18 protein-coding genes and 1 other RNA gene are annotated in these 23,601 nt (G+C 71.0%); 8 read left to right on the top strand and 11 right to left on the bottom strand.

The window, feature by feature from the left end; translation table 11 throughout:
- Positions 1-5: 5 nt before the first annotated feature.
- A complete protein-coding gene (locus EDF55_RS04560; protein ID WP_123653688.1) occupies positions 6-368 on the bottom strand; it encodes a hypothetical protein in 363 nt (120 codons plus the stop codon).
- A 119-nt stretch (positions 369-487) separates the two neighbouring features.
- On the opposite strand from EDF55_RS04560, the gene prfB reads away from it, so the two are divergent.
- From prfB to EDF55_RS04525, 7 genes are all read left to right on the top strand, one after another.
- On the top strand, positions 488-1,597 hold the full coding sequence (gene prfB / locus EDF55_RS04555; protein WP_123653687.1) for a peptide chain release factor 2: 1,110 nt from the start codon (positions 488-490) through the stop codon (positions 1,595-1,597).
- Between the two features lie 73 nt (positions 1,598-1,670).
- Positions 1,671-2,429 carry a cell division ATP-binding protein FtsE gene (gene ftsE / locus EDF55_RS04550; protein ID WP_123653686.1) on the top strand — a complete coding sequence of 253 codons (759 nt, stop codon included), beginning with the start codon at positions 1,671-1,673 and terminating at the stop codon, positions 2,427-2,429.
- On the top strand, positions 2,426-3,340 hold the full coding sequence (gene ftsX / locus EDF55_RS04545; protein ID WP_123653685.1) for a permease-like cell division protein FtsX: 915 nt from the start codon (positions 2,426-2,428) through the stop codon (positions 3,338-3,340). Before ftsE ends, ftsX begins: the two co-directional genes overlap by 4 nt.
- A gap of 135 nt (positions 3,341-3,475) precedes the next feature.
- Positions 3,476-3,952: an SsrA-binding protein SmpB gene (gene smpB, locus EDF55_RS04540; protein ID WP_123653684.1), complete on the top strand. Its 477-nt coding sequence runs from the start codon at positions 3,476-3,478 to the stop codon at positions 3,950-3,952.
- A gap of 96 nt (positions 3,953-4,048) precedes the next feature.
- Positions 4,049-4,426: a transfer-messenger RNA gene (gene ssrA / locus EDF55_RS04535) on the top strand.
- 117 nt (positions 4,427-4,543) lie between these two features.
- On the top strand, positions 4,544-5,365 hold the full coding sequence (locus EDF55_RS04530) for a hypothetical protein (protein ID WP_123653683.1): 822 nt from the start codon (positions 4,544-4,546) through the stop codon (positions 5,363-5,365).
- Between the two features lie 127 nt (positions 5,366-5,492).
- A complete protein-coding gene (locus EDF55_RS04525; protein ID WP_207909643.1) occupies positions 5,493-7,160 on the top strand; it encodes an APC family permease in 1,668 nt (555 codons plus the stop codon).
- Positions 7,161-7,165: 5 nt separating this feature from the next.
- Here EDF55_RS04525 and EDF55_RS04520 read toward each other — a convergent pair whose 3' ends face one another.
- The 6 genes from EDF55_RS04520 to EDF55_RS04495 form a co-directional block, all read right to left on the bottom strand.
- The gene (locus EDF55_RS04520; protein ID WP_123653681.1) at positions 7,166-8,473 is read right to left on the bottom strand and encodes an LLM class flavin-dependent oxidoreductase; all 1,308 of its coding nucleotides are present in this window, start codon (positions 8,471-8,473) and stop codon (positions 7,166-7,168) included.
- Between the two features lie 2 nt (positions 8,474-8,475).
- Positions 8,476-9,864: an O-acetylhomoserine aminocarboxypropyltransferase/cysteine synthase family protein gene (locus EDF55_RS04515; RefSeq protein WP_260235806.1), complete on the bottom strand. Its 1,389-nt coding sequence runs from the start codon at positions 9,862-9,864 to the stop codon at positions 8,476-8,478.
- 330 nt (positions 9,865-10,194) lie between these two features.
- The gene (locus EDF55_RS04510; RefSeq protein WP_123653680.1) at positions 10,195-10,734 is read right to left on the bottom strand and encodes an NUDIX hydrolase; all 540 of its coding nucleotides are present in this window, start codon (positions 10,732-10,734) and stop codon (positions 10,195-10,197) included.
- Positions 10,734-11,495 carry a M50 family metallopeptidase gene (locus EDF55_RS04505; protein ID WP_123653679.1) on the bottom strand — a complete coding sequence of 254 codons (762 nt, stop codon included), beginning with the start codon at positions 11,493-11,495 and terminating at the stop codon, positions 10,734-10,736. The genes EDF55_RS04510 and EDF55_RS04505 overlap by 1 nt, the downstream gene beginning before the upstream one ends.
- Before the next feature lie 134 nt (positions 11,496-11,629).
- Positions 11,630-13,411 carry a glutamine--fructose-6-phosphate transaminase (isomerizing) gene (gene glmS, locus EDF55_RS04500; RefSeq protein ID WP_123653678.1) on the bottom strand — a complete coding sequence of 594 codons (1,782 nt, stop codon included), beginning with the start codon at positions 13,409-13,411 and terminating at the stop codon, positions 11,630-11,632.
- Between the two features lie 405 nt (positions 13,412-13,816).
- On the bottom strand, positions 13,817-16,528 hold the full coding sequence (locus EDF55_RS04495; RefSeq protein WP_123653677.1) for a LuxR family transcriptional regulator: 2,712 nt from the start codon (positions 16,526-16,528) through the stop codon (positions 13,817-13,819).
- A gap of 552 nt (positions 16,529-17,080) precedes the next feature.
- Between EDF55_RS04495 and EDF55_RS04490 the strand changes: the two genes are divergently transcribed.
- Complete coding sequence (locus EDF55_RS04490) at positions 17,081-18,544, top strand: MFS transporter (protein WP_260235805.1); 1,464 nt, start codon at positions 17,081-17,083, stop codon at positions 18,542-18,544.
- A gap of 256 nt (positions 18,545-18,800) precedes the next feature.
- Here EDF55_RS04490 and EDF55_RS04485 read toward each other — a convergent pair whose 3' ends face one another.
- From EDF55_RS04485 to aroA, 4 genes are all read right to left on the bottom strand, one after another.
- A complete protein-coding gene (locus EDF55_RS04485) occupies positions 18,801-19,583 on the bottom strand; it encodes an inositol monophosphatase family protein (RefSeq protein ID WP_123653676.1) in 783 nt (260 codons plus the stop codon).
- A gap of 18 nt (positions 19,584-19,601) precedes the next feature.
- Positions 19,602-20,765 carry a hypothetical protein gene (locus EDF55_RS19060; protein ID WP_260233471.1) on the bottom strand — a complete coding sequence of 388 codons (1,164 nt, stop codon included), beginning with the start codon at positions 20,763-20,765 and terminating at the stop codon, positions 19,602-19,604.
- A gap of 240 nt (positions 20,766-21,005) precedes the next feature.
- Positions 21,006-22,061: a ribosome small subunit-dependent GTPase A gene (gene rsgA / locus EDF55_RS04475; protein ID WP_123653675.1), complete on the bottom strand. Its 1,056-nt coding sequence runs from the start codon at positions 22,059-22,061 to the stop codon at positions 21,006-21,008.
- 1 nt (position 22,062) lies between these two features.
- Positions 22,063-23,463, bottom strand: coding sequence for a 3-phosphoshikimate 1-carboxyvinyltransferase (aroA, locus tag EDF55_RS04470; protein WP_123653674.1), 1,401 nt, complete (start codon positions 23,461-23,463; stop codon positions 22,063-22,065).
- Positions 23,464-23,601 lie beyond the last annotated feature (138 nt).

Genomic DNA, 23,601 nt, shown 5'->3' with positions numbered 1-23,601 from the left:
GTCGACTAGGGCTTCTCGTCGACGAGGGCGACGAACCGGCTGCCGATGCCCTCGACCTCACGCCGGACGTACCCGGCGGTGGGTTCGGGCGCCTGGTACGGCGCGTGGTAGTCGCAGACCAGGTGGTCCCAGTCCGGCCACCACTTCTTCGGCCGCGCCGTCTCGTCGTACCCGCAGACCGCGCACACGAGGTGCACCCAGACCTTCTTGGCGCCCGTGCGGTTGGCCCGGGACTGCACGAGCCAGGCCGGCGGGTCCTGCTCGATGGCGTCGAGTTCGGCTTCGCTGAGTCGCGAGGGGATCCCGTGGTGCGTCGCCATCTCGATGGGGATGTCGAGTCGAACGGCGGCGTCGCGTCGGGAGAGCATCCGTCAAGCGTAGGTCGTGCCGGAGTGTGGGGGAGGACCACCGCGACCGGCGGGGCGGGCCCGCACCGGGCCTCCAGGCCGTCGTCCGTGTCCCGCGCGCGCCGGTAGACTCGCTGACCATGGTCGAACTGGACTTCACCGAGCAGATCTCCGCCCTCCGAGAGACCTTCGGCAACATCCGCTCGGTGGTCGACGTCGACCGCCTGCAGCGCGAGATCGCCGACCTCAGCGAGCAGGCCGGGGCCCAGGACCTCTGGGACGACGTCGAGCACGCGCAGCAGGTGACGAGCGCGCTCTCGCACCGGCAGTCGGAGCTGAAGAAGATCACCGACACCGAGCAGCGCATCGACGACCTCGAAGTGCTGATCGAGATGGCGAACGAGGGCGACGACCAGGACTCCGCCGACGAAGCGGCCGCCGAGCTCAAGGCCATCACCAAGACCATGGGTGACCTCGAGGTGCAGACGCTCCTCGACGGCGAGTACGACGACCGCCCCGCCGTCATCACGATCCGCGCCGGTGCCGGTGGTGTCGACGCCGCGGACTTCGCCGAGATGCTGATGCGCATGTACCTGCGGTACGCGGAACAGCACGGCTACAAGACCACCGTGATGGACACCTCCTACGCGGAAGAAGCGGGCATCAAGTCCGCCACGTTCGAGGTCGACGCGCCGCACGCCTTCGGCACGCTCTCGGTGGAGGCCGGCACGCACCGCCTCGTCCGGATGTCGCCGTTCGGTGCCGCCGGCAAGCGCCAGACGTCCTTCGCCGCGGTCGAGGTCATCCCGCTCATGCCGGAGACCGCCGTCATCGACATCCCGGAGAACGACATCCGCGTCGACGTGTTCCGCTCGTCGGGCCCCGGCGGACAGTCCGTCAACACGACGGACTCCGCGGTCCGCCTGACCCACCTGCCGACGGGCACCGTCGTCTCGATGCAGAACGAGAAGTCGCAGATCCAGAACCGTGCGGCCGCCATGCGCGTGCTGCAGTCGCGCCTCCTGCTCCTGAAGAAGGAAGAGGAGAACGCGAAGAAGAAGGAGCTCGCCGGCAACATCACGGCGAGCTGGGGCGACCAGATCCGCTCGTACGTCCTCGCGCCGTACCAGATGGTCAAGGACCTCCGGAGCGAGCACGAGGTGAACAACCCCTCAGCGGTGTTCGACGGCGACCTCGACGGGTTCATCAACGCCGGCATCCGCTGGCGGAAGCAGTCGGTGGAGTCCTGAGCGCGGCCGCTGACGGACGTGAGCCGCGCGCCTCGCTTGCTTTCCAAGCGGGGCGACCTACCCTGATCCGGTCATGATCAAATTCGACCAGGTCACCAAGCTGTACTCGGGCAACCCGAGTCCCGCGCTCGACAACATCACCCTCGAGATCCTCAAGGGCGAGTTCGTCTTCCTCGTCGGCGCGTCCGGCTCCGGGAAGTCGAGCTTCCTGCGCCTCGTGCTCAAGGAGGAGAAGCCGACGCGCGGCCAGATCCACGTGCTCGGTCAGCGCCTCGGTGCCCTGTCCTCGCGGAAGGTGCCGTACTTCCGACGGAACCTCGGCGTGGTCTTCCAGGACTTCCGGCTGCTGCCGAACAAGAACGTCTTCGACAACGTCGCGTTCTCGCTGCAGGTGATCGGCAAGAGCAAGGGCTTCATCAGCGAAGCCGTCACCGACGTGCTGAAGCTCGTCGGCCTGAACGGCAAGGCCACCCGCATGCCGCACGAACTCTCCGGTGGTGAGCAGCAGCGCGTGGCGATCGCCCGCGCCGTCGTCAACAAGCCGTCGGTGCTCCTCGCCGACGAGCCCACCGGCAACCTCGACCCGACCACGTCGGCGGGCATCATGGCGCTCCTCGAACGCATCAACCAGGGAGGCACCACCGTGCTCATGGCGACGCACGACGCCAGCATCGTCAACCAGATGCAGCGCCGGGTGATCGAGCTCTCCGGGGGCGTCGTCCTCCGCGACGAGCAGTCCGGCGGGTACCAGACCCAGGCGCTGCCGACCATCCAGCAGGCCGGCGTCTCGAACACGACCGGCATCCAGACCATCCCGGGGCTCATCCGATGAGGCTCGGGCTCGTCATGTCCGAGGTCGGTTCCGGCCTCCGGCGGAACGCCTCGATGGTCGTCTCGGTCGTCCTGGTCACCTTCATCTCGCTCACCTTCGTGGGCACCGCGATCCTGCTCCAGATGCAGATCAACCAGATGAAGGGGTACTGGTACGACCGGGCGCAGGTCGCCGTGTACCTGTGCACCGACACCGACACCACCGGCAACTGCACGGGGGCGAAGGCCACCGACGACCAGCGCGAGCAGGTCGAGGAGCAGCTCAAGGGCTCCACGCTCGCGCCGTACATCGAGAAGACGTACTACGAGGACCAGCAGCAGGCGTACACCCGCTTCAAGCAGCAGTTCAAGGACTCGCCGGCCACGGAGTTCGTCAAGCCCGAGTACCTCAACGAGACGTACTGGGTGAACCTGAAGAACCCGTCGCAGGCGGACGTGCTGCAGGAGAGCCTGTCGAAGGTCGCCGGCGTGCAGAGCGTCGTGGACCAACGCGGGTACCTGCAGCCGATCTTCAACCTGCTGAACGCGTCCTCCTACACGGCGATCGGCATCGCGGCGCTGATGCTCATCGCGGCCGTGCTGCTCATCGCCACGACGATCCGGTTGTCCGCGTTCAGTCGACGGCGCGAACTCGGGATCATGCGACTGGTGGGCGCGTCGAACCGGTTCATCCAGACACCCTTCGTGCTCGAGGGGGTGATCGCCGCGGCAATCGGAGCAGTCCTTGCCGGCGGCGCGATCACCGCGGTGGTCTGGTTCTTCGTCCGGAACTACCTGACGAAGCGGTTCACCGGCACGGCGTTCATCGGGATGAGCGACGCCGCGATCGTGGTGCCGGCCGTGATCGTCATCGGTGTGATCCTCGCTGCGGTGTCCGCGTCGATCGCGATCCGCCGGTACCTCAAGGTCTGACGCCGCGCCGCGCCGTCCCGGGGCCCCGCCGCGCCGTCCCGGGGCCGCGCCGCGCCGGGAAGGTGCGGCGGGCCGCGGTTGTTCAGTAGGCTGTAGGGCTGCACACCGGCAGCGGACCAGCGAGAGGAGACGCGCATGGCGAAGGAACGCGGCGAGAAGATCGTGGCGACGAACCGTCGTGCGCGCCACGACTACCTCATCGAGGACACGTACGAGGCGGGCATGGTGCTCTCCGGCACCGAGGTGAAGTCCCTCCGCGAAGGCCGGGCATCGCTCGTCGACGGGTACGCCTTCGTCGACGCCGGGGAAGCCTGGCTCGACGCCGTGCACATCCCCGAGTACACCGAGGGCACGTGGAACAACCACGCACCTCGGCGCAAGCGGAAGCTGCTCCTCCACAAGCAGGAGATCGTGAAGATCTCGCACAAGACCCAGCAGGGCGGGTACACGCTCGTCCCGCTGCAGATCTACTTCCACGACGGCCGGGCCAAGGTGGAGATCGCGGTCGCGAAGGGCAAGCGCGAGTTCGACAAGCGCCAGGCCCTCCGTGAGAAGACCGACAAGCGCGAGGCCGAGCGGGCCATGCGCACCAAGAACCGCCTCGGCGACTAGCGGACGCCCAGTTCGTTCGGTAGACTGAACAGCTGCCTGCGGAAGCAGGCCTTGAAAACTCCACAGTGTGACAGCGGCTCGCTGTTCGGCCCGTACGGGGATGATCGGTTTCGACATCGCCTGTGTGCCGACGGGAAGCGGGCCGAGGACCCACGGTTATCTCGTGAACGATCCGTGGAAAACAACAAGTGCCAATTCCAAGCGCACTGACTTCGCTCTCGCTGCGTAAGCAGCCCAGCACATGAAGTCCGTCGGCCAGGTGATCGTCTCCTAACCTGAGTTCCGGCGTCATCCAGGGGGCTTGCTGCACGGTTGCGCCTCAGGGCCGTGCGGGACTTGCACTGAGACTGGGCCCGTCGTCCTAGAAGCCGGTAGCAAAGGACGGGGCCGAGCAGAACGAATCATCCGGATACGCCCGTAGAAGACGTCGAATTGCAGCGATGGACGGGGGTTCGATTCCCCCCATCTCCACCAACGCCGTAGCGACGCAGCCGCTGTCACACCGTGGTCGCCCCTCCGGTTCACCCGGCAGGACTACGCTCCGCACCAGGCGCAGGAACACGCCGGCGCCCGTGAGTGGAAGGTCCCGTCGTGCAGGAGATCGCGATCCGTGTCCGGCTGCGAGAGCAGGAACGAGTCGGCCTGGCCGAGTACGAGCGCATCGTGGGGTCCGTCGCCACGGTCGCTGCGCTCACCGCCTGGCTGCCGACGCCCGATGCCCGCCTCGTGATCCGGGGGAGGGGCGCCGAACCGGTCCGGCTCGAGACCGTCTCGTACGGCTCGACCTTCGAGATGCTCGTCGTCCTCGACCAGCGGAGCGCCGCCGTCGAGCGCGCTGCCGCTGCCGTCGCCGCACTCATCGAGTCCGTCCGGCACGAGCACGTCGAGGACGACGTGTCCGGGGTCGCCGGCGAACTCGACCGCCTCGACCGTTCCGCGCCCCGGGGCCGATCGGCCGTCGAGCGCTCGCTCCGCGCGTTCCTCGAAGGCGCTCGGGCCGATGTGCTGGCGCGGAAGAGCACGACCCGGCTCCGCGCCGCGTCCGCCCTCGTCCGCCTCGCCGAGGACGCCGCCGAGCTCACCGTCGAGCGGGTGGAGGACGCGTTGGCGTCGGAGCTCACCGAGCAGCCGGTCGACGTCCTCGCGGACACCGGTGCGGCGATCGTCGTCGAGCCGGTGGACGGCGTGGATGCGCCGGACGAGCCAGGGGCCGAGCCGGTGCCAGCGCCAGCGCCCGCGCCCGCACCGAGCCCGAAGTCGAAGCAGCAGGACAGCGGCAAGAAGAAGGACGACGGCAAGAAGGCCGACAAGAAGAAGTCCGACAAGAAGAAGGCCGACAAGAAGAGCGACAAGAAGTCCGACAAGAAGAAGGCCGACAAGAAGAGCGACAAGAAGAAGTCCAAGAAGTCCTAGCCTGAGTGCTTATACAGGGCATTTGTTTCCACCTCGTTAACAAATCGTCCGAGAACGCCGCACAGTGCCAGAGTCGATGACCACGACCCCTGCAAAGGGGCCGTGGTTCATCTCGACAGGAGCAACTGTGGCTACATCCACCTCGCAGGCGCTGCCCGATTCCGGGCTGAAGCGCAACGTCGGCTTCATCGGCCTCATCTGGGCCTCGACCGGATCCATCATCGGTTCCGGCTGGCTCTTCGGCTCGCAGGAAGCCCTCAAGACCGCCGGCCCCGCGGCGATCATCTCGTGGCTCATCGGCGGGGTCGCGATCCTCGTCCTCGCACTCGTGCACGCCGAACTCGGCGGCATGTTCCCGATCGCGGGCGGAACAGCGCGGTTCCCCCACATCGCCTTCGGCGGCGTCGCCGGAGCCTCGTTCGGCTGGTTCTCGTGGCTGCAGTCGGTCACGGTCGCCCCGATCGAGGTGGAGGCCATGATCAAGTACGCACAGCACTGGCAGTTCGCGCACCCCTGGCTGCACACCACGACGGTGGACGGCGAGACGCAGCAGCTGCTGACGGGCGCGGGCATAGCGGTGGCGGTGTTGCTGATGGCGGTCGTCACCGTGATCAACCTGCTCAGCGTGAAGATCCTCGCGAACACGAACTCTGCCGCCACGTGGTGGAAGGTCGCGATCCCGCTGCTCGTCATCATCGTCCTGGCGTTCAGCGGCTTCCACGGCTCGAACTTCACGGCGGCGGACGGCTTCATGCCCGAGGGCGCGAAGGGCATCCTCGCGGCGGTGTCGACGTCGGGCATCATCTTCGCGTTCCTCGGCTTCGAGCAGGCGGACCAGCTCGCCGGCGAGGCCAAGAACCCGAAGCGCGACATCCCGCGCGCGGTCATCGGGTCGGTGCTCATCGGCCTCGTGATCTACCTGCTGCTGCAGGTCGTGTTCCTCGGCGTGCTGCGACCCGAGGTGATCCAGGGCTCGTGGGCGACCGCGGACTTCACGAAGTACACGGGTCCCTTCGCGGACATCGCGATGGCGGCGGGCATCACCTGGCTGGCCGTGATCATCTTCATCGACGCGATCATCTCGCCGGCAGGCACCGGCCTGATCTACGTCACGGCGACGTCGCGCATCTCCTACGGCCTCAGCCGCAACGGCTACTTCCCGAAGGCGTTCGAGTGGACGACCAAGCAGGGCGTGCCGTGGGTCGGTCTCATCACGGCGTTCGTCGTCGGGTGCGCCTGCTTCGCGCCGTTCCCGTCGTGGCAGGGGCTCGTCAGCCTCATCACGAGCGCGTCGGTGCTCATGTACGCCGGGGCGCCGCTCGCACTCGGGGCGTTCCGGAAGCGGATCCCCGAGATCGAGCGTCCGTACCGGATGCCCGCGGCGACGGTGCTCTCACCGATCGCGTTCATCGTCGCGAACCTCATCATCCTCTGGACCGGGTGGGACACCGACTGGAAGCTCGGCGTCGCGATCCTGATCGGCGCCGCGGTGATCATCCTCAACAACGTGTTCCGCGGTGCTTCGAGCGTCCGGCCGCGGTGGGACTGGAAGGCGGCCCAGTGGCTGCTGCCCTACCTGGTCGGCATGGGGCTGATCGTGTTCCTCAGTGACTTCGGTCCGCTGACGAACCCGGTGTTCCCGCTCTGGATCGACATCGTCGTGGTCGCCGTCTTCTCGCTGATCATCTACTACTGGGCGATCAACTCGGCGTCCCCGCGTGAGGAGATCCTCCGCACCGCCGAGGACGTCCGCGACACCGAGGAGTCCTCGGTGGTGGACCCGATCCGCCACTGACGCCGTCAGAAGTCGAACAGGTTCGCGCGGATCCCTCCGGCGCCGTACTCGCGCCGGAGGAGTCCGCGCTGCCGCAGCACCGGTACCAGGTCGCCGAACATCCGGTGGACCTGGGCCGGGTGCAGGTCGCCGGAGAAGATGATCCCGTCGTTGTCCGCGTCCGCGCCGAGCTCCTCGATGAAGTCCGCGAACTCCCCGGCGGTCCCGACGAAGCCCGAGCGGGAGGACACCCGCCCCTTGCGGGCCTTCCGCGTCAGGAGCTCGCGGAGCGGTGCGTCCGGTGTGTCACCGACGAGGCCCCGGATCGTCCCCGCTGAGACGTGGTCGCCGAAGGTCCCCGCGGGGATCGGGGCGTCGAGGTCGAGCGCCAGCAGGTCGGTCTCGGAGTCGCTCGACCACGCGATGGCGGCGGTGCGGAGGTCGTCGTCGGACGGGTGCAGGGAGGCTTCCACGATGCGATCGGCCTCCTCCGGGGACACCGCGATCTCCGGCTTCAGGACGAACAGGATGCGGAGCTCGTCCGGGGAGCGCCCGGCGTCCGCAGCGGCCGACAGCACGCGCGCCCGGTAGTCCGACACCGCGGACGCCGACAGCGGCGCCAGCGCGAGCTGGACGTCCGAATGGGTCCCGGCGAACCCGAGTCCGCGGCCGGAGCCGCCGGGGGAGACGACGATCGGATCGGAGTCGAGCGGCAGCGCGTTGAGCGGCCCGTCGGCGGTGAAGTACGCGCCCTCGTGGTGGAACGCGTCGAGCTCGTGCCCGTCCGCGAAGTGCCAGTCGGGGCGTGACCCGACGTACCCGTCGGACCCCCAGGAGTGCCAGAACCGGCGGAGCAGGGTGATCCACTCCTCGGCGCGGTCGTACGCCTGGTCGTGGGGGAGCGGCGGCAGGCCGGCGTGCCGGGCGCTCCCGACGTCGGTCACGACGTTGATGCCGAGGCGCTCCGACGACAGGTGCGCGAGCGTGGCGAACTGCCGTGCGGCGAGGTACGGCGGGGTGATCCCCGCGTTCACGGTCGGCGCGATCCCGATGTGCGAGGTCGCGGCGAACAGGTACGGGGCGAGCAGCAGCGGGTCGTGCTTCGGGCCGCCGTACGCCTGCCGGATGCGCAGGTCGAGCGTCGACGGGTTCCCGAGCGAGATCGCGTCCTCCGCGATGACCAGGTCCATCCCGGCCTGCTCCAGCGCCCGCACGGACTGCTGGTACAGGTCCGGCTTCGTCCAGTCGTGGCCCCAGTCCCAGTCGGACCGCCCCCACGCCTGCGGGCCGAACCCGCGCGAGAAGAAGTACCCGAAGTGCTGCAGGTCCGCCATCGTCAGATCTCCTCCGCGATCACGTGACGCTCCGGGACCGTGTGTCCCATGGACTCGAGCTCCGTCCCGGAGCCGAGCCGAGCCTCCGGACCGGTTTCCCCACGCACCGCGGCGAACCCGCGTTCCAGGTCGCGGAGCAGGTCCGCGACGTCCTCGATGCCGACCGACAGACGGATCAGGCCGTCGTCGATGCCCTGCGCGGCCCGTTCCTCCGGCGTGCGGCCGGCGTGCGTCGTCGTCGCCGGGTGCAGGATGAGCGACCGGACGTCACCCAGGTGCGTCATCCGGCTGAACAGCTGCACCGCGTTGATGAAGTCGCGTGCGGCCGGCTCACCGCCGGCGAGCGTGAACGCGAACACGGACCCGGCTCCCCGGGGCAGGTACCGCTCCGCCAGGTCGTGGTACGGACTGGAGGCCAGACCCGCGTGGTCGACGCTCGTCACCTCGGGCTGCTGGTCCAGCCACTCGGCGATGGCCAGCGCGTTCGCGCTGTGCCGCTCCACCCGCAGGCTCAGGGTCTCGATGCCCTGGCGGAGCAGGAACGCGTTGAACGGGGACGGCGTCGGGCCGATGCGGGAGCTGATGACGTCACGCGCGAAGACGATGTACGCGCGGTTGCCGTACTTCTCCACGTAGCTCTGTCCGCCGAGGGACCGCTCGGGGTTCGTCAGGTGCGTCCAGCGCTCCGGCGAGGCGGACCAGTCGAACGTGCCGCCGTCGACGACCACGCCGCCGAGGCCGGAGCCGTGGCCGCTGAGGAACTTCGACGCGGAGTGCACGACGACGTCGGCGCCGTGCTCGATCGGGCGGACCAGGTACGGCGTCGCGAGGGTGTTGTCCACGATGAGCGGGACACCCGCCCGGTGCGCGGTCTCCGCGACGCCGGTGATGTCGAGCACGTCGTTCTTCGGGTTCGGGATCGTCTCCGCGAAGAAGGCCTTCGTGTTCGGACGGACCGCCGCCGCCCATGCGTCGAGGTCCCGCGCGTCGGCGACGAAGTCCACCTCGATGCCGAGCCGGCCGAGGTTCTGGAGGAGCAGCCCGCGGGTGCCCTCGTAGATGCTCTGGGCGCTGACGACGTGGTCGCCGGCCTGCAGCAGCCCGAGGAACGCCACCGTCGCCGCGGCCTGCCCGCTCGACACCAGGATCGACTCGGAGCCGCGTTCGAGCAGGGCGATGCGGCGTTCGACGTCGCCGTTCGTGGGGTTGCCGAGACGGGTGTACGTGTAGCCGTCGTCGGTTCCGGCGAAGCGGTCGCGCGCCTGGTCGAAGTCGTCGAAGAGGAAGCCGGACGACATGTGGATCGCGGGCACCCTCGCACCGTGACCGGCGTCGGGAACGAACCCGCCGTGCACCTGCTCGGTCGCGAAACCGTGGTCGTCGTTCGACATGGCATTCCTCCGATGATCTGTTGTCCGTACTCTCGCAGGCCTCGCTCCGCGGATACTCCATTGCGGCCCCCGGTTACGACGGGATGGGGGCGGCCGTGGCATCCCGGTGGGACGGTGTTCGACGGCGCCGACCTGGCACGGCGCGGCACGGCGCGGCGCGGCACGGCACGGCACGGCACGGCACGGCACCCCAGGTTCCTTCTGCGCGGTGACCGATCCGGTTCACGATCCCCGGGAATCGTGAACCGGATCGGTCACGGCCAGGAACCGGAACGTAAACCGGCGGGCGGCGGTCGGCGGACGACCAGCGGCGTGCGGTGCCCGTTCGGGTCAGTGCACCCCGTCCCGGACCGCCGACAGGACGCCCTCGAGCCGCCGAGCGAAGCCGTCGGGCAGCGCGTCGGGGAGGGCGTCGACGGGGAACCACCGGACGTCGTCGCTCTCGTCGCTGACCGTGGTCGCGGTGTCGCGTGGGACGACCGCGACGAAACCGACGTCCCAATGTGCAGCACAGGAGAATCCACCGTGCAGGTCGTGGCGGTCGAGGTCGACGATGCGGTATGACGAGAGTTCGAGGTCGGGGATGCCGGACTCCTCGCGTGCTTCGCGGCGGGCGCTCGCGGCGAGCGAGGGGTCGTCCTGCTCGAGGTGTCCGCCGAACTGCACCCAGAACCCGCCCTTGCGGTGGTGGCAGAGCAGCACGTGCGCCAGGTCTGGCGAGAACACGAAGCACGACGCCGTGAGGTGCTCGGAGCCGCCAGCTCGCCACAGCGCGGCGTCCCCGTGCTCCCCGACGAACGCCAGGTACCGGTCTCGGAGCCCGCCGGCGGGTGCAGCCCGGAGCTCGGACGCGACGGAGTCGACGCGCATCAGACGAGCGCGCGGACGCCGGCGGCGATCGTGTCCCAGACCTCGAGCAGGGGATCCCGCGCGAGCCAGACAGCGACGCCGTTCACCAGGACGAACAGCACGAACCAGAGCCCGGCGGGCAGCCGCATCTCGGCGGCCGCGATGTGGAAGTCCGTCTGCACCCGAGCGCCGGTGAGGAGCCAGCGCGCGACCTGCACCACCGACCGCAGCCCGTCCACGACGAACAGCGCACCGACCGCGGCGACGACGAGCACCGTCGCCTCGGACGGCCGCAGCGCCACCCAGAGCGCCAGCGCGTCGAAGCCGACGACGACCAGCAGCCCGAACCAGTTCCGCACGAACACGAGCGCGACCAGCCCGATCACGCCGAGCACCACGACCGGGAGCCATCGCGACCCGTGCAGCACCCCGGTGAGCAGCAGCGCGCCGGCCCAGAGCGGCGCGCTGTACCCGGCGTAGAGGTTGAGCACCCGGACGAGCCACCGGATCGCGCCGGGGACACCGCCGAGCTGCACCCAGGCCTCACCGGAGCCGTCCGGGCGGAGGTCGATGCGGCGGATCCGCCCGCCGAAGGGCACGACGACGATGCAGTGCCCCACCTCGTGCGCGATCGTCGCGGCGATCCGGGCGACCCGTCCGACCACGGGGACGAACGGGAGCACGGCACCGACCAGGATCGCGACGAACACCAGCGAAGCGGACGACACCAGCGGGACCGACGAGACCAGTGGGACCGACGAGATCAGCGAGGCGGAGGACATCGTCCGCAACTGTGGCAGATGCGGCTAGGAGAGCACCGAGGGGAGCACCAGGATGACCACCAGCGTCACCAGGACGGCCACCACGGTGAGGACGGTGAGGAACACCGTCAGACGGTTCATGCGCGGCTGCCTCGCTATTCGACCGTCACCGACTTCGCGAGGTTCCTCGGCTTGTCGACGTCGCAGCCGAGCTGCAGCGCGAGTTCGCGGGCGAGCATCTGGAGCGGCACGACGGCCTCGAGCGGACCCCACGGTCCGGTCTCCCCGAGCGCGGGGATGTCCGAGCCGTGCCCACCGATCGTGATGACGAAGCCGCCGCGGGCACGGACCTCGGCGATCGCGGCCTGCAGCCGGTGCTCGCCGTGGTCGATGACGACGACGGGGGTGCCCTCGTCGACGAGCGCCAGCGGGCCGTGCTTGAGCTCGCCGGACGGGTAGGCCTCGGCCCACCGGTAGCTGAGCTCCTTGAGCTTGAGTGCCCCCTCGGCGGCGTACGGCAGTCCGACGCCCCGCCCGAGGAACAGGAACCCGGTCGCCTCGCGGACGCTCGACACCAGCAGCGGGATGCGGTCGGCGGCGACGCGTCCGGCGTGCTCGATGCGCGCGGGCAGTTCGCGGAGCGCGGTGACGTGGACCGCGGCCTCGGCGGGGGAGATCCGCCCGGAGACGACGAGCGCCGCGATCATCGCCGCGACGCCGACGACGACCTGCGCGGTGAAGGTCTTCGTCGCGGCGACGCCGATCTCGGGGCCGGCCTGGCAGTCGAGCACCGCATCGGCGCGGCGGGCGAGCGAGGAGTGCACGTTGTTCGTCAGCGCGAGGACGGGGTGCGCGTCCCCGAAGCGGTCGAGGGCGCGGAGCACGTCGGCGGTCTCGCCGGACTGGCTGATCGCGATGACCAGGGTGCCGGGGCCGAGGACCGCCTGGTCCGCCTCGCTGGCGACGACGATGTCGGTGGGGACGCCGCCGATGCCCCGGAGCGCGGTCGCGATGACCTGCCCGGCGTTCAGCGAGGTGCCGCACGCCACGATCGCGAGCCGGTGGAACCCGGGGAGCCCGAGGCCGACCCACATGCTGCCGTCGGCGGTGCGGGCGGCGATGCGCTCGACGATCTCGGCGACGACGGCGGGCTGCTCCTCGATCTCCTTCGCCATGTGGTCCGGGTGGTCGCCGAGCTCGAGCGCCGCGGCCGCGAACGGCGAGGGCGTCGGGAACGGCACCGGGACGGACACCCCGGCGGAGGACCAGTTCCAGGACTCGCCGAGCTCGACGACGTCACCGTCGCGGAGCGCCACGAACGTCTCGCACCACTCGGCGATCGCGCCGATGTCGCTCGCCACGAAGTCCCCGCGGGGAGCCCGGGCGACGACGAGCGGCGAACGCTCGGCGGCGACGACCATCCGGCCGCTGCGGGAGTCGAGGACGACGATCGCCCACGACCCCTCGAGCTGTGCCGCCGCGATCTGCACCGCGAGCATCAGGTCCTGGTCCACGGCGAGGGCGCGCTCGACGAGGTGCGTGATGACCTCGGAGTCGACGTCCGAGCGGAACACGTGTCCCTGCGCCTCGAGCATCGTGCGCAGTCGCTCGGCGTTCTCGATGATCCCGTTGTGCACGACGCTGATCCGGCCGGTGCAGTCCAGGTGCGGGTGGGCGTTCCGCTCCGAGACGCCACCGTGCGTGGCCCAGCGGGTGTGGCCGATGCCGGTGCCGGTGAGGGCATCGCCGGAACGCGCTGCGACGAGCGTCCGGAGGTCACCCACCCGTGACACGGACCGGATGGTCTCGAAGGAGCCGGAGGCCGTCCGCACGGCGATGCCCGCGGAGTCGTAGCCGCGGTACTCGAGCCGTTCGAGGCCGTCGAGCAGGTACGGGGTCGCGTCGTCGGAGACGCGGGCCGCGATGATGCCGCACATCGGGAGTCCCTTCGGGTGGGAAGCAGGCGGTGGGGGAGCGGGGTCGGCACCGACCGCCGCTCGGGTCTGCCACGCGATCGGGGCCGTGGCCCGTACCGGCGCCCGTCCTCGGATCAGGCGAGGACGGACGTCGGCGTACGTGGGCCGACGGTTCGGGTACCGATCGGGGTACCGTGGGCTGGCCTCCGGGGAGACGCGGCGGTCGGTGCAAGAACGAGCATCACCGGCCGGGCCGCCCTCCGACAACGCTCCGCGACGCTTGTTGCGGTTCTTCGCGCGCACCGTGCGAGACCGCGCGGTGGCGTGCGGAGTCGCGCAACGGCCCGCACCGTGGGCAGACGACGAACGGGAGGCACGGTGCCAGCTGGCACCGTGCCTCCCGTCCGGGGTGACGCGTGTCCTCGATCAGGTGAGCAGCGCGACCAGGTGGGACCGCGAGCGCGCCCCGACCTTCCGGTAGATCTGCGTGAGCCGCAGCTCCACCGTCCGCTGGGACATGTAGAGCGACGAGGCGATCTCGCGGTTGCGGTACCCCTCGGTCACCTTCTGCACCACCGCACGCTCCTCCGCCGTCAGCGAGGTGAGCACCGCCGCTGCGTCCGGAGCGCTCCGCGGGGTCCCCGGCGTCATCGGGGTCGTCGCGGACAGCAGCGCGCCGGAGCGCACACCGCCCGTGAACGGACCGGAACCGATGCCGGTGCCACCGAACGACGGCATCGCGACGGTCGGGGCCGGCGTCGCGAGCGGACGTCGGAGACCGGCGGCCTCGTACGCCGCCGCGGCCGCGGCACCGAGCCGGGCACGGTCCGCCGGGACACCGATCGCGGCGAGTGCCGCGAAGGTGCGAGCACGCTCGAACTGCGAGTCCGCGGGCTGGAAGATCTCCAGTGCACGACGCCGCGAGGTGTCCCTCGTGGTGTCGTCCGCGATGAGCGCGAGGCTCCTCGCGAGGACCAGCGCACCCCAGCGGGACGGCCGGGCGTGGTGGTCGGCCGCGAGCCGCGCGGTGATGTTCCGCGCGTCGTCGGTCCGGCCGAGCCGGGAGTACGCCTCCACCAGGTCCCCGAGGTGCCGGAGCACCGCCGGGTTCCGGAGGCTGCGACCGATGGCGTCGGCGGCCTCGAGGGACGCAGCCGCCTCCTCGAGACGACCGTCGAGGAGCAGCACGCGACCACGGAGGGCGTACAGCTTCGCCGTCGCTCCCCACAGCCGGTTCGTGGAACGCTGCCGCAGGCAGTGGTCGACGACGTCGAGGGCGTCGGCGGACCGGCCCTCGGCGAAGTGCCGCCACGCGACGGCGATCGCCCGCGACGGTTCGCGGAGCCGTTCGACGACGGCCGAGCCGGCCTCCCACACGTCGATCGCGCGGAGCGCCTGCCGGAAGTTCCCGGAGCGCACCTCGTTCTCGGCGGACAGGTAGCGGGCGGCCTCGAGCCACACCGGCGCGGTGTCCGTGGCGCGGGCCAGGACGAGCGCGAAGACCCGGCGGGCGCTGCGGTAGCGCTCGGCGAGGCTCAGCGCGTGGGCGAGGAGCAGCAGTGCGGGGTCGGACATCGCGAGGAGCTTCTGCGCCGCGAGTCCGTCGTGCAGCTCCGCGTCCGGCGGCAGGGTGCCGTCGACCGCGGACACGAGGTCACGCGCCGTGCCGAGGATCTCCACGGTGTGTGCGGAGCCACGGGCTTCGAAGAGCTCGGCCCGGTGAAGCAGGTCGCGGGCCTGGTCGAGCTCCCACGCCTCCGCCCGGAAGGACGCGACCATGGCCAGGAGCCCGGCGAGCGAGTCCGCCTCGCTGTCGTCGTCGGTGTCGATCGGCACCATCAGCTCGTCCGCGTGGACCGCGTCGCCGCTGAGGTACTGGACGGAGTACTGCAGCCGGAGCCGCCGCACCTCGTCCGCGAGCTCCTTGAACGGCTTGATCGCCGCGAGGTAGCGCGCCGCGAAACCGAGGAGCCGGTGTCCGAGGAGGACCTCGGCGACACCCAGCAGGGCGACGTGCTCCGCTTCCGATCCCGTCCCGATGTGCAGGGCACGTTCGGTCAGGGCGACGGCGGCGTGCGAGTCGCCGTCGACGGCGTAGGAACGAGCGGCGCGGAGCAGCGCGGCGGCGTCGGGGACGTCGTCGACGAAGCTCGCGTGCCACGCGGCCGAACGGTCGTCGTGGGCAGCGGCGCTCGCCGCCAGCTCGGTGTGCGCCTCGCGGCGGTCCCGTGCGGGCATGCTCCAGTACAGCGCGGAGCGGACGAGCGGGTCACGGACGGAGATCGACTGCCCGCGGACCGTGGCGAGGCCGGCGCCCACGAGGTCGTCGATCGCGTCACGGTCCCAGCCGGCGACGCGCGCCGTCGGGACGAGGGCCAGCCGGGCGAGGACGTCCAGATCGCGTCCCGCAGCGGCTTCGAGGACGAGCTCCGCGGCTGCGGAGGTCGTCGGGGTCGGTCGCAGGGGCACGACGATCGGCTCGGTGCCGACGAGCTGTTCACGGCGGAGTGCGCCGATCTGCTCGCGGAGGGCACCGGGGTTGCCGCCGGTCTCCTCGGCGAGGACGGCGAGGACGCCGTCGTTCGCCTCTTCGGGTGCCATGTCCCGGGCGAGCACGAGTGCTTCGTCCGGCTGCAGCGGTTCGAGCCGCAGGATGGGCAGCGACGCCAGCGGACCGCCGGCGGGGACACGGCGGACCGTGGCCACGAGGCGGAGTGCCGTGCCGGCGAGCCGTCCCGCGAGGAACGCGATGAGCTCTTGGCTCTCGGCGTCCATGCGGTCCAGGTCGTCGATGAGCACGAGCGTCGGCGGGAGCGTCAGCGCGTGCACGGCGTCGAGGAAGTCGTGCGCTGCGGCGAGGCCCTCGTCGACGTTCCGGACCAGGCGCGCGATGTGCGCCGAGGCCCGGGGGTCGTCGAGGGCGGTGAACAGGGAGGTCACTCCCGACATCGGCCAACGGGCTTCAGAGCCGTTGACGCCGAGCCGGACGACGGGGATGGAGACGCGGTGCGAGACCGCGTCGAGGACGCTGGAGCGTCCGGAGCCAGGGTCGCCGACGACGACCATCGCGGACTCCCGAGGGAGCACTGCGAGGGTCGCGATCCGGTCGACCTCAGAACGTCGACCGGTGAGTTCCATGCGGACTCACCGGCCTCCGGGTCCTGAGACGGACTGGACGGCGGGGCGCACGGAGGCGGATCGGACGAGGGTGCGGGGGTTGGCCGCACGACTGATCGATCGTGAAGCGCTCATCAGGGGAGCGCCGGAGGATTCGTGGTTGGAATGCGGTCGAGTGAGGGTGCACTCGATCTCGCTCGGGAACGATGATGTCATCGTCTGTATCACCCCTCGGGTTAGGGTTTCGACGAACACGACCGGCCGGATCTGCATCGGGACTAGGGATCCCGAGACGCCACCTGACCTGCCGTCTGACAGCGACGATAACCCAGGCGCGGGTCGGATGAGCCAGTCCGCGCAATCGGATGTGACGCTTCATCACCCCAGTACGGGGGGTGTGACCCCCCGCGCGGGGGGTCACGATTGGTGTTGGCGAGTACTTCGTGGTACGGAAACGGGGTACACCCGTGTCCCCTGCTGCTCGGCCGCGCCCGGCGTGGTCCGGGTAGAACCGGTGGGGTAACCGACGACCTCCCCGACGACCGGACGCGCTGGCGGGCCTTCGGGGTCTGCGTGGCGGTCGCCGCACTGACGATCCTCGACCTCTCGAAGGTCAACGTGGGCCTGCCGTCGATCGAACGCTCCCTCGACGCGACGAGCTCGTCCCTGCAGCTCATCGTCGCGGGGTACGCCCTGGCGTTCGGGCTCGCACTCGTGCCCGCCGGGCGGCTGGGGGACCTGAAGAGCCGGCGTGCCCTGTTCATCACCGGGCTCGTCGCCTTCACCACCGCGAGCCTCCTCTGTGCGATCGCCCCGACCATCGAGGTGCTCATGGTCACGCGGATCCTGCAGGGGTTCGCCGCCGGCACGCAGATGCCGCAGGTGATCGGGCTCGTCCAGCAGCTGTTCCGCGGTGCCGAGCGCGGTCGTGCCTTCGGGCTGTTCGGCGCGATGATCGGCATCTCCACCGCGCTGGGTCCGACGATCGGCGGCGGGCTCATCGCGATCGGCGGCGAGCAGGACGGGTGGCGGCTGCTGTTCTGGATGAACGTGCCCCTCGGCATCGCGGCGCTGCTGTTCGCACTGAAGCTCCTGCCGAAGGGATCGCAGCGCCCGGCGGCCGACCGCGAACTCGACATCGTCGGCATCCTGCTGCTCGGCGCCGCGATCGTCACCCTGATGCTGCCGTTCGTGCTCACCACCGGTGCGGGGGACTCCGGCGCCCGGTGGCTGTGGCTCGTCGCCTTCGCGGTGTTCCTGGTGCTCTTCGTGCTGTGGGAGATGCGGTACAAGCGGCACGGGAAGTCCCCGGTGGTGCACTTCGAGCTGTTCCGGCTGTCGTCCTACCGGAACGGGCTCGCGATCGTCGCGGTCTACTTCGCGGCGCTGCCGGCCTCGTTCCTCATGGTCACCCTGTACCTGCAGGAGGGCCTCGGGCTCGCGCCGCTCTTCGCAGGCATGGTGAGCATCCCGTTCGCGGCGACGAGTGCCGTCGGCGCCTACGTCGGCGGGCGGATCGTGAACCGCGTCGGGCGGGCCCTCGTCGTGTTCGGGCTGTTCATGGTGGTCGTCGGCTTCGTGCTGCTCATGCTCGCCGCGACCCTGACCACGCCGGACGTCACCCCGTGGGCGATGGCGGGCGCGTTCCTGGTCGGCGGGCTCGGCGGCGGGTTCGTGGTGTCGCCGAACCAGACGCTGACACTCGCGGAGATCCCGGTGGAGCAGTCCGGGGTCGCCGGGTCGATGCAGCAGCTCGGGCAGCGGGTCGGCACCGCGATCGGGACGGCGGTGGTGACGAGCATCTTCTACGGGATCGTGCGCGGGTCGACGGCGGCGTCCGGGTCGGGGTCCGGGTCCGTCGGGTCTGCTGCGCGGTTGGACGCGTACCACGAGGCGTTCCGGAGCGGCACGACGTTCACGGTGTCGCTGATCGCGCTCGCGCTGGTGCTCGCGGTGGGGGACCTGGTGGTGCGGGTGCGCGCATCACGGCGCGAGGCCGTGGACGCGGGGTCCGCCGGAGGCGAGGCGCGCGCCTGACGCGGACCGGGCCTCCCGGCGGGTCGAGGGCGGGGCGCTGCGGACGCGGCCCGGCGGGCGCTCCCGACGCAGCACGGCCGGGCGCTCCCGACGCAGCATGGTCGGGCGCTCCCGACGCAGAACGACGACGTCGCTGTCGTACGACAGCCGCCCTGTCGTCGCCACGCGCCTGCAACTGTTGCGGGCGCGCGGTTGCGACGACGTCGCTGTCGTACGGCGACGACCGTGTCGCCCGCCGCGAGCGCGACGAGCGGGGTCAGCGGCGGATGACCTCGACGACGGCGTCGTGGACGAGGCCGTTCGTCGCCAGCGCGCTGCCGTGCCAGGGGCCCGGGTCGCCGTCGAGCGAGGTGAAGCGGCCGCCGGCCTCCTCCACGATGGGGACGAGCGCGGCCATGTCCCACGGCTTGAGGTCCGGTTCGCCGGCGATGTCGAGGATGCCCTCGGCCACCATCATGTACGACCACATGTCCCCGTACGCCCGGGTGCGCCACACCTTGCGGGACAGGTCGATCAGCGGCTGCAGGCGGTCGTCCTCGTCCCACTGCTGGATGCTGTTGTAGCTGAGGCTCGCGTCCTGGAGCTCGGCGACCCCGGAGACGTGCAGCTCCCCGTCGAAGGAGTGCGCGCCGAGCCCCTCGGCCGCCCACCAGCGCTTGCCGAGGGCGGGGGCGCTCACGACGCCGAGCACCGGGCGGCCGTCGACCGCGAGGGAGATCAGCGTCGCCCAGACCGGCACACCGCGGAGGTAGTTCGCGGTGCCGTCGATCGGGTCCACGACCCACTGGCGATGGCCTTCGCTGGTGGCCTCGGCGCCGGAGTCCGCGGTGGTCTCCTCGCCGAGGAACGCGTCGTCCGGGCGTTCGGCCGCGATGCTCTCCCGGAGGACCCGCTCGACGGCCTGGTCCGCGTCCGTGACGTGGGTGCTGTCGGCCTTCTTCGACACGTGCAGGTCAGCGGCGCGGAAGCGCTCCAGGCTGATCGCATCGGCGGTGTCGGCGAGGGAGCGGGCGAAGTCCAGGTCGGCGCTGAGGTCCACGGGTCGAGCGTAGCGGCGCTACGCCGCCACGACCTCTTCCTCTTCGAGGCGGCTGACCTCGCGCTCCCGGGCGATGCGGGTGCGGCGGGCGACGAGGCCGTGCACGACGACGCAGAGCAGCACCGCGCCGACGAGCCACAGCGTGAGCACGAGGGAACTCCGGCCGAGCGACGCACCGGGGAAGTACTGCAGGTCCTGCGCGGCCTGCAGCCAGGCGGCTCCGCTCCAGAAGGTGTTGAGCGCCGCGAAGAACCCGGGCTGGAACGCCGGCTGGAAGATCCCGCCTGAGGACGTGAAGTTGAGCATCACGAACAGCATCGTGAGCACCGGCGTGGTCCACCGCCCGAGGATCGGGTGCAGACCGATCCCGAGACCGATGATGATCGCGTCGTACATCCACGCGAACAGGAAGATCTGCCACTGGTGCGTCGTGATGACGCCGTAGATCGGTCCGGCGATGACGATCCCCATCCCGGCGACGACACCGGCGGTCGCGAGGCCGATGACCGCAGTCCACACCGTCCGGAGCTTCGTGGCGAACGCGGCGACCGCGATGGCCGAGGCGTACCCGCCGACGCTCAGGGCGACGAGCAGGAAGAACAGTCCCTGGCCGGTGCTGTCCTGGTCACCCGAGGGCACGACGTCCACCACGTGGAAGGGCAGGTGCTGGTCGTAGGCGATCGGCATGAAGATCTTCTGCGCCGCGGTGGCGGTGGTCTCGCTGGCCGCCGAGGAGACGTAGAGCGTGGCACCGGACGCCGAGGTGGAGAACACGGCGGCGAGGTCGCGGTCCTTCACCTGCTGCTGTGCCTTGCTGTCGCTGGCGACGACGTGGGCGACGAGGGCACCGTCGGACTGGTCCGTGACCGTCTGCGCGAAGACCTGCGTGGCGGCGCTCTGCCCGACGATGCCGACGGGGAGGTCCTTCGGCGCGGGGGCGTGGAACGCGCCGAGGTAGGCCAGGCCCATCCCGGCCGCGAGGAACAGCGGGACGAGGATGTGCGTGGCGAAGGTCAGGAGGGTGCGGCCGAGTCCGACGGGGCGGAGGACGTTCGGGGCGCGGTGCGGCGGTCGGGGAGCGGCGTGGCCCCGGTGCTGGTTCGCGGCGTCGTCGGCGCGGTCGATGGAGGCGGGAGCGTCGACGCGGGTCGGCGCAAAGTTGTACTTTGCAACTTCAGACACGAGGGGCAATGGTACGCCTCCGGTACGACTTTGTCGACGCCGGGGCCCGCCAGCGCCCGCCGGGCCCCGCCGGGCCCGCCGGCGCCCCTCGAGGCGGGCGCTGAGATCGCACTTCGTGTCGGCTTCACGCTGCGGAGGCGACACGAAGTGCGATCTCACCGGGCGGGCGGCGGCCGGGCGGCCAGGCGGGCGGCGGCCGGCGGCCGGCGGCCGGCGGCCGGCGCCGCGCGCGCCGCGCGGCTACTCCGTGCCGGGGTCGTGCGCGCCCATGCCCGTCAGGAGCGCACGGAAGGAGTCGAGCCGCTCGATGCCCGTCGGGCCGAGCTCCCCGGCCTGCACCCGGTCGACGATCTCCCAGTCGTGCGCCTGGTCCAGCGGGATGCCGTCGACGGGCGCGGCGACGGGGATCGCGTGCGAGGCGAACGCCCGGAACACGTTCGCGGGGTCGACGTGCCCGAGGCCGAACGACCGGACGCCGGGCGTGTCGATGATCCAGCCGCCGTCCCGGACCTGCAGCGCGATGGAGGACGACGACGTGTGCCGCCCGCGCCCGGTCACCGAGTTCACGACGCCAGTGGCCCGCGTGGACCCGGTGAGCGCGTTCACGAGCGTCGACTTGCCGACGCCGGAGTGCCCCACGGTCACGGTGACCTGACCGTCGAGGACCTCGTGCATGGCCTCGAACGGGACGTCGTCCGCGCGGCTCGTCACGATCCGCAGGTCGAGGCACGCGAAGTGCGCCAGGAACGGTGCCGGGTCGGCGAGGTCGGTCTTGGTGATGCAGAGGATCGGGTCGAGGCCGGCGTCGAACGCGGCGACGAGGTACCGGTCGATGAGGCGGGTCCTGGGCTCCGGGTCGGCGGCCGCAACGACGACGAGCATCTGCGTCGCGTTCGCCACGATGACGCGCTCGACGTCGTCCGAGTCGTCGGCGCTCCGGCGGAGCAGGGTCGACCGTTCCGCGACGCGGACGATGCGGGCCAGGGACCCCTCGGAGCCGGAGACGTCCCCGGCCAGGAAGACGTTGTCCCCGGTGACGACGGACTTCTTGCCGAGCTCGCGGGCCTTCGTCGCGGTGATCAGCCGGTCCCCGTCGGGTGAACTCACGAGGACGCCGAAGCGGCCGCGGTCGACGTTCGTCACCCAGCCGGTCGGGGCGTCGTCGTACGTCGGACGGACCTTGGTGCGCGGCCGGTTGCCCTTCGGGTTCGGCCGGACCCGGACGCTCGACTCGTCGTACTGGCCGTACGGCTCGTCCTCGTCCGCGTCGCCGTCGACGTCGTCCCACCAGCTCACGTCAGACCCCCGACCCGGGAGCAGGAGCAGGAGCAGGAGCAGTGTCAGAACCGGACCCGGCACCGGTCGCCACGAGCTCGGCCCACAGCTCCGGGAACTGCGGCAGCGTCTTCGCCGTCGACCCGATGTCGTCCACCGCGATGCCGTCCACGACCAGCCCGACGATCGCGCCCGCCGTCGCCATCCGGTGGTCCTCGTACGCGGCCCAGCCGCCGCCGTGGAGCCGCGCCGGCTGGACCAGGAGGCCGTCGTCGAGTTCCCGCACCGTGCCTCCCGTCTGGTTGACGTCCGCCGCCAGCGCTGCCAGGCGGTCCGTCTCGTGCCCACGCAGGTGCCCGATGCCGGTGACGGTGGTCGGTCCGTCGGCCAGCGCCGCGAGCGCGACGAGGGCGGGTGCGAGCTCGCCGCCGCGGGTCAGGTCGAGTTCGAGACCCGGGACGGAGGCGCCACCCCGGATCCCGACGCCGCCGTCGAACACCAGGTCGTCACCGTCACGGGCCACGCTCGCCCCCCACAGGGGCAGGAGCGTCTCGAGGTCGGCGCCGACCTGCGTCGTCGCGGTGGGCCAGGTGCGGATGCGCACGGTGCCGCCGGCCACGAGGGCCGCGATCGCGAAGGGAGCCGCGTTGGAGAGGTCCGGTTCGATGGTGACGTCGACGGCGGCGATCGGACCCGGGTGCACGACCCACTCACCGACGGCGGGCTCGTCGACGCGGACCCCGCGGGCGCGGAGGGCGGCGACGGTCATCTCGATGTGGGGGAGGCTCGGCAGGCGCTCACCCACGTGCGTCAGGTGCAGGCCCTCGTCGAAGCGGGGCGCGGAGAGGAGCAGGCCGGAGACGAACTGGGACGAGGCGGAGGCGTCGATCGTCAGCGCGCCGCCACGGACCGAGCCGGTGCCGGTGAACGCGAACGGCAGGGACCCGTCGCCGTCGTCGGTGACGTCGACGCCGAGGGCGACGAGGGCGTCGATGACCGGGCGCATCGGACGGCGGCGCGCGGCCTCGTCGCCGTCGAACACGACCGGGCCGGTGGCCAGGGCGGCGAGCGGCGGCAGGAAGCGCATCACCGTGCCGGCGAGGCCGCAGTCGACGCGCACGTCGCCGTGCATCGGGGCGGGGGTGATGCGGAGATCGGGGCCGTAGGGGTTCTCGCCGGGCAGTTCCTCGATGCCGACGCCCAGGGCGCGGAGTCCCTCGATCATCAGGGCGGAGTCGCGGGAGTGCAGGGGGAGCCGGATGGTCGAGGGGCCGTCGGCGAGGGCGGCGAGGACCAGCTCCCGGTTCGTCAGCGACTTCGAGCCGGGCAGCGAGACGTCGCCGCTGAGGGGGCCCGCGGCGACGGGGGCGATCCAGGGGGCGGGCTCGTGGTTCGCGCGCTGGGAATGCTGTGTCTCGGCCATCGGTTCACAAGACTACTGAAACGATCGGGAGGACCCTTGGCGACAGCACTCGCACCCACGCGGACAGACCTGCCCGCCGCGGTGACCACGCTCGCTGGACCGGGCGTCGGACACGCCGTCGCTCTCGGCGGCGTCCGC

The organism is Curtobacterium sp. ZW137 (assembly GCF_003762905.1).
Lineage (GTDB): Bacteria > Actinomycetota > Actinomycetes > Actinomycetales > Microbacteriaceae > Curtobacterium.
Note: the sequence above shows the minus strand (reverse complement) of the source record. Positions and strands in the feature narration are given on the sequence as shown.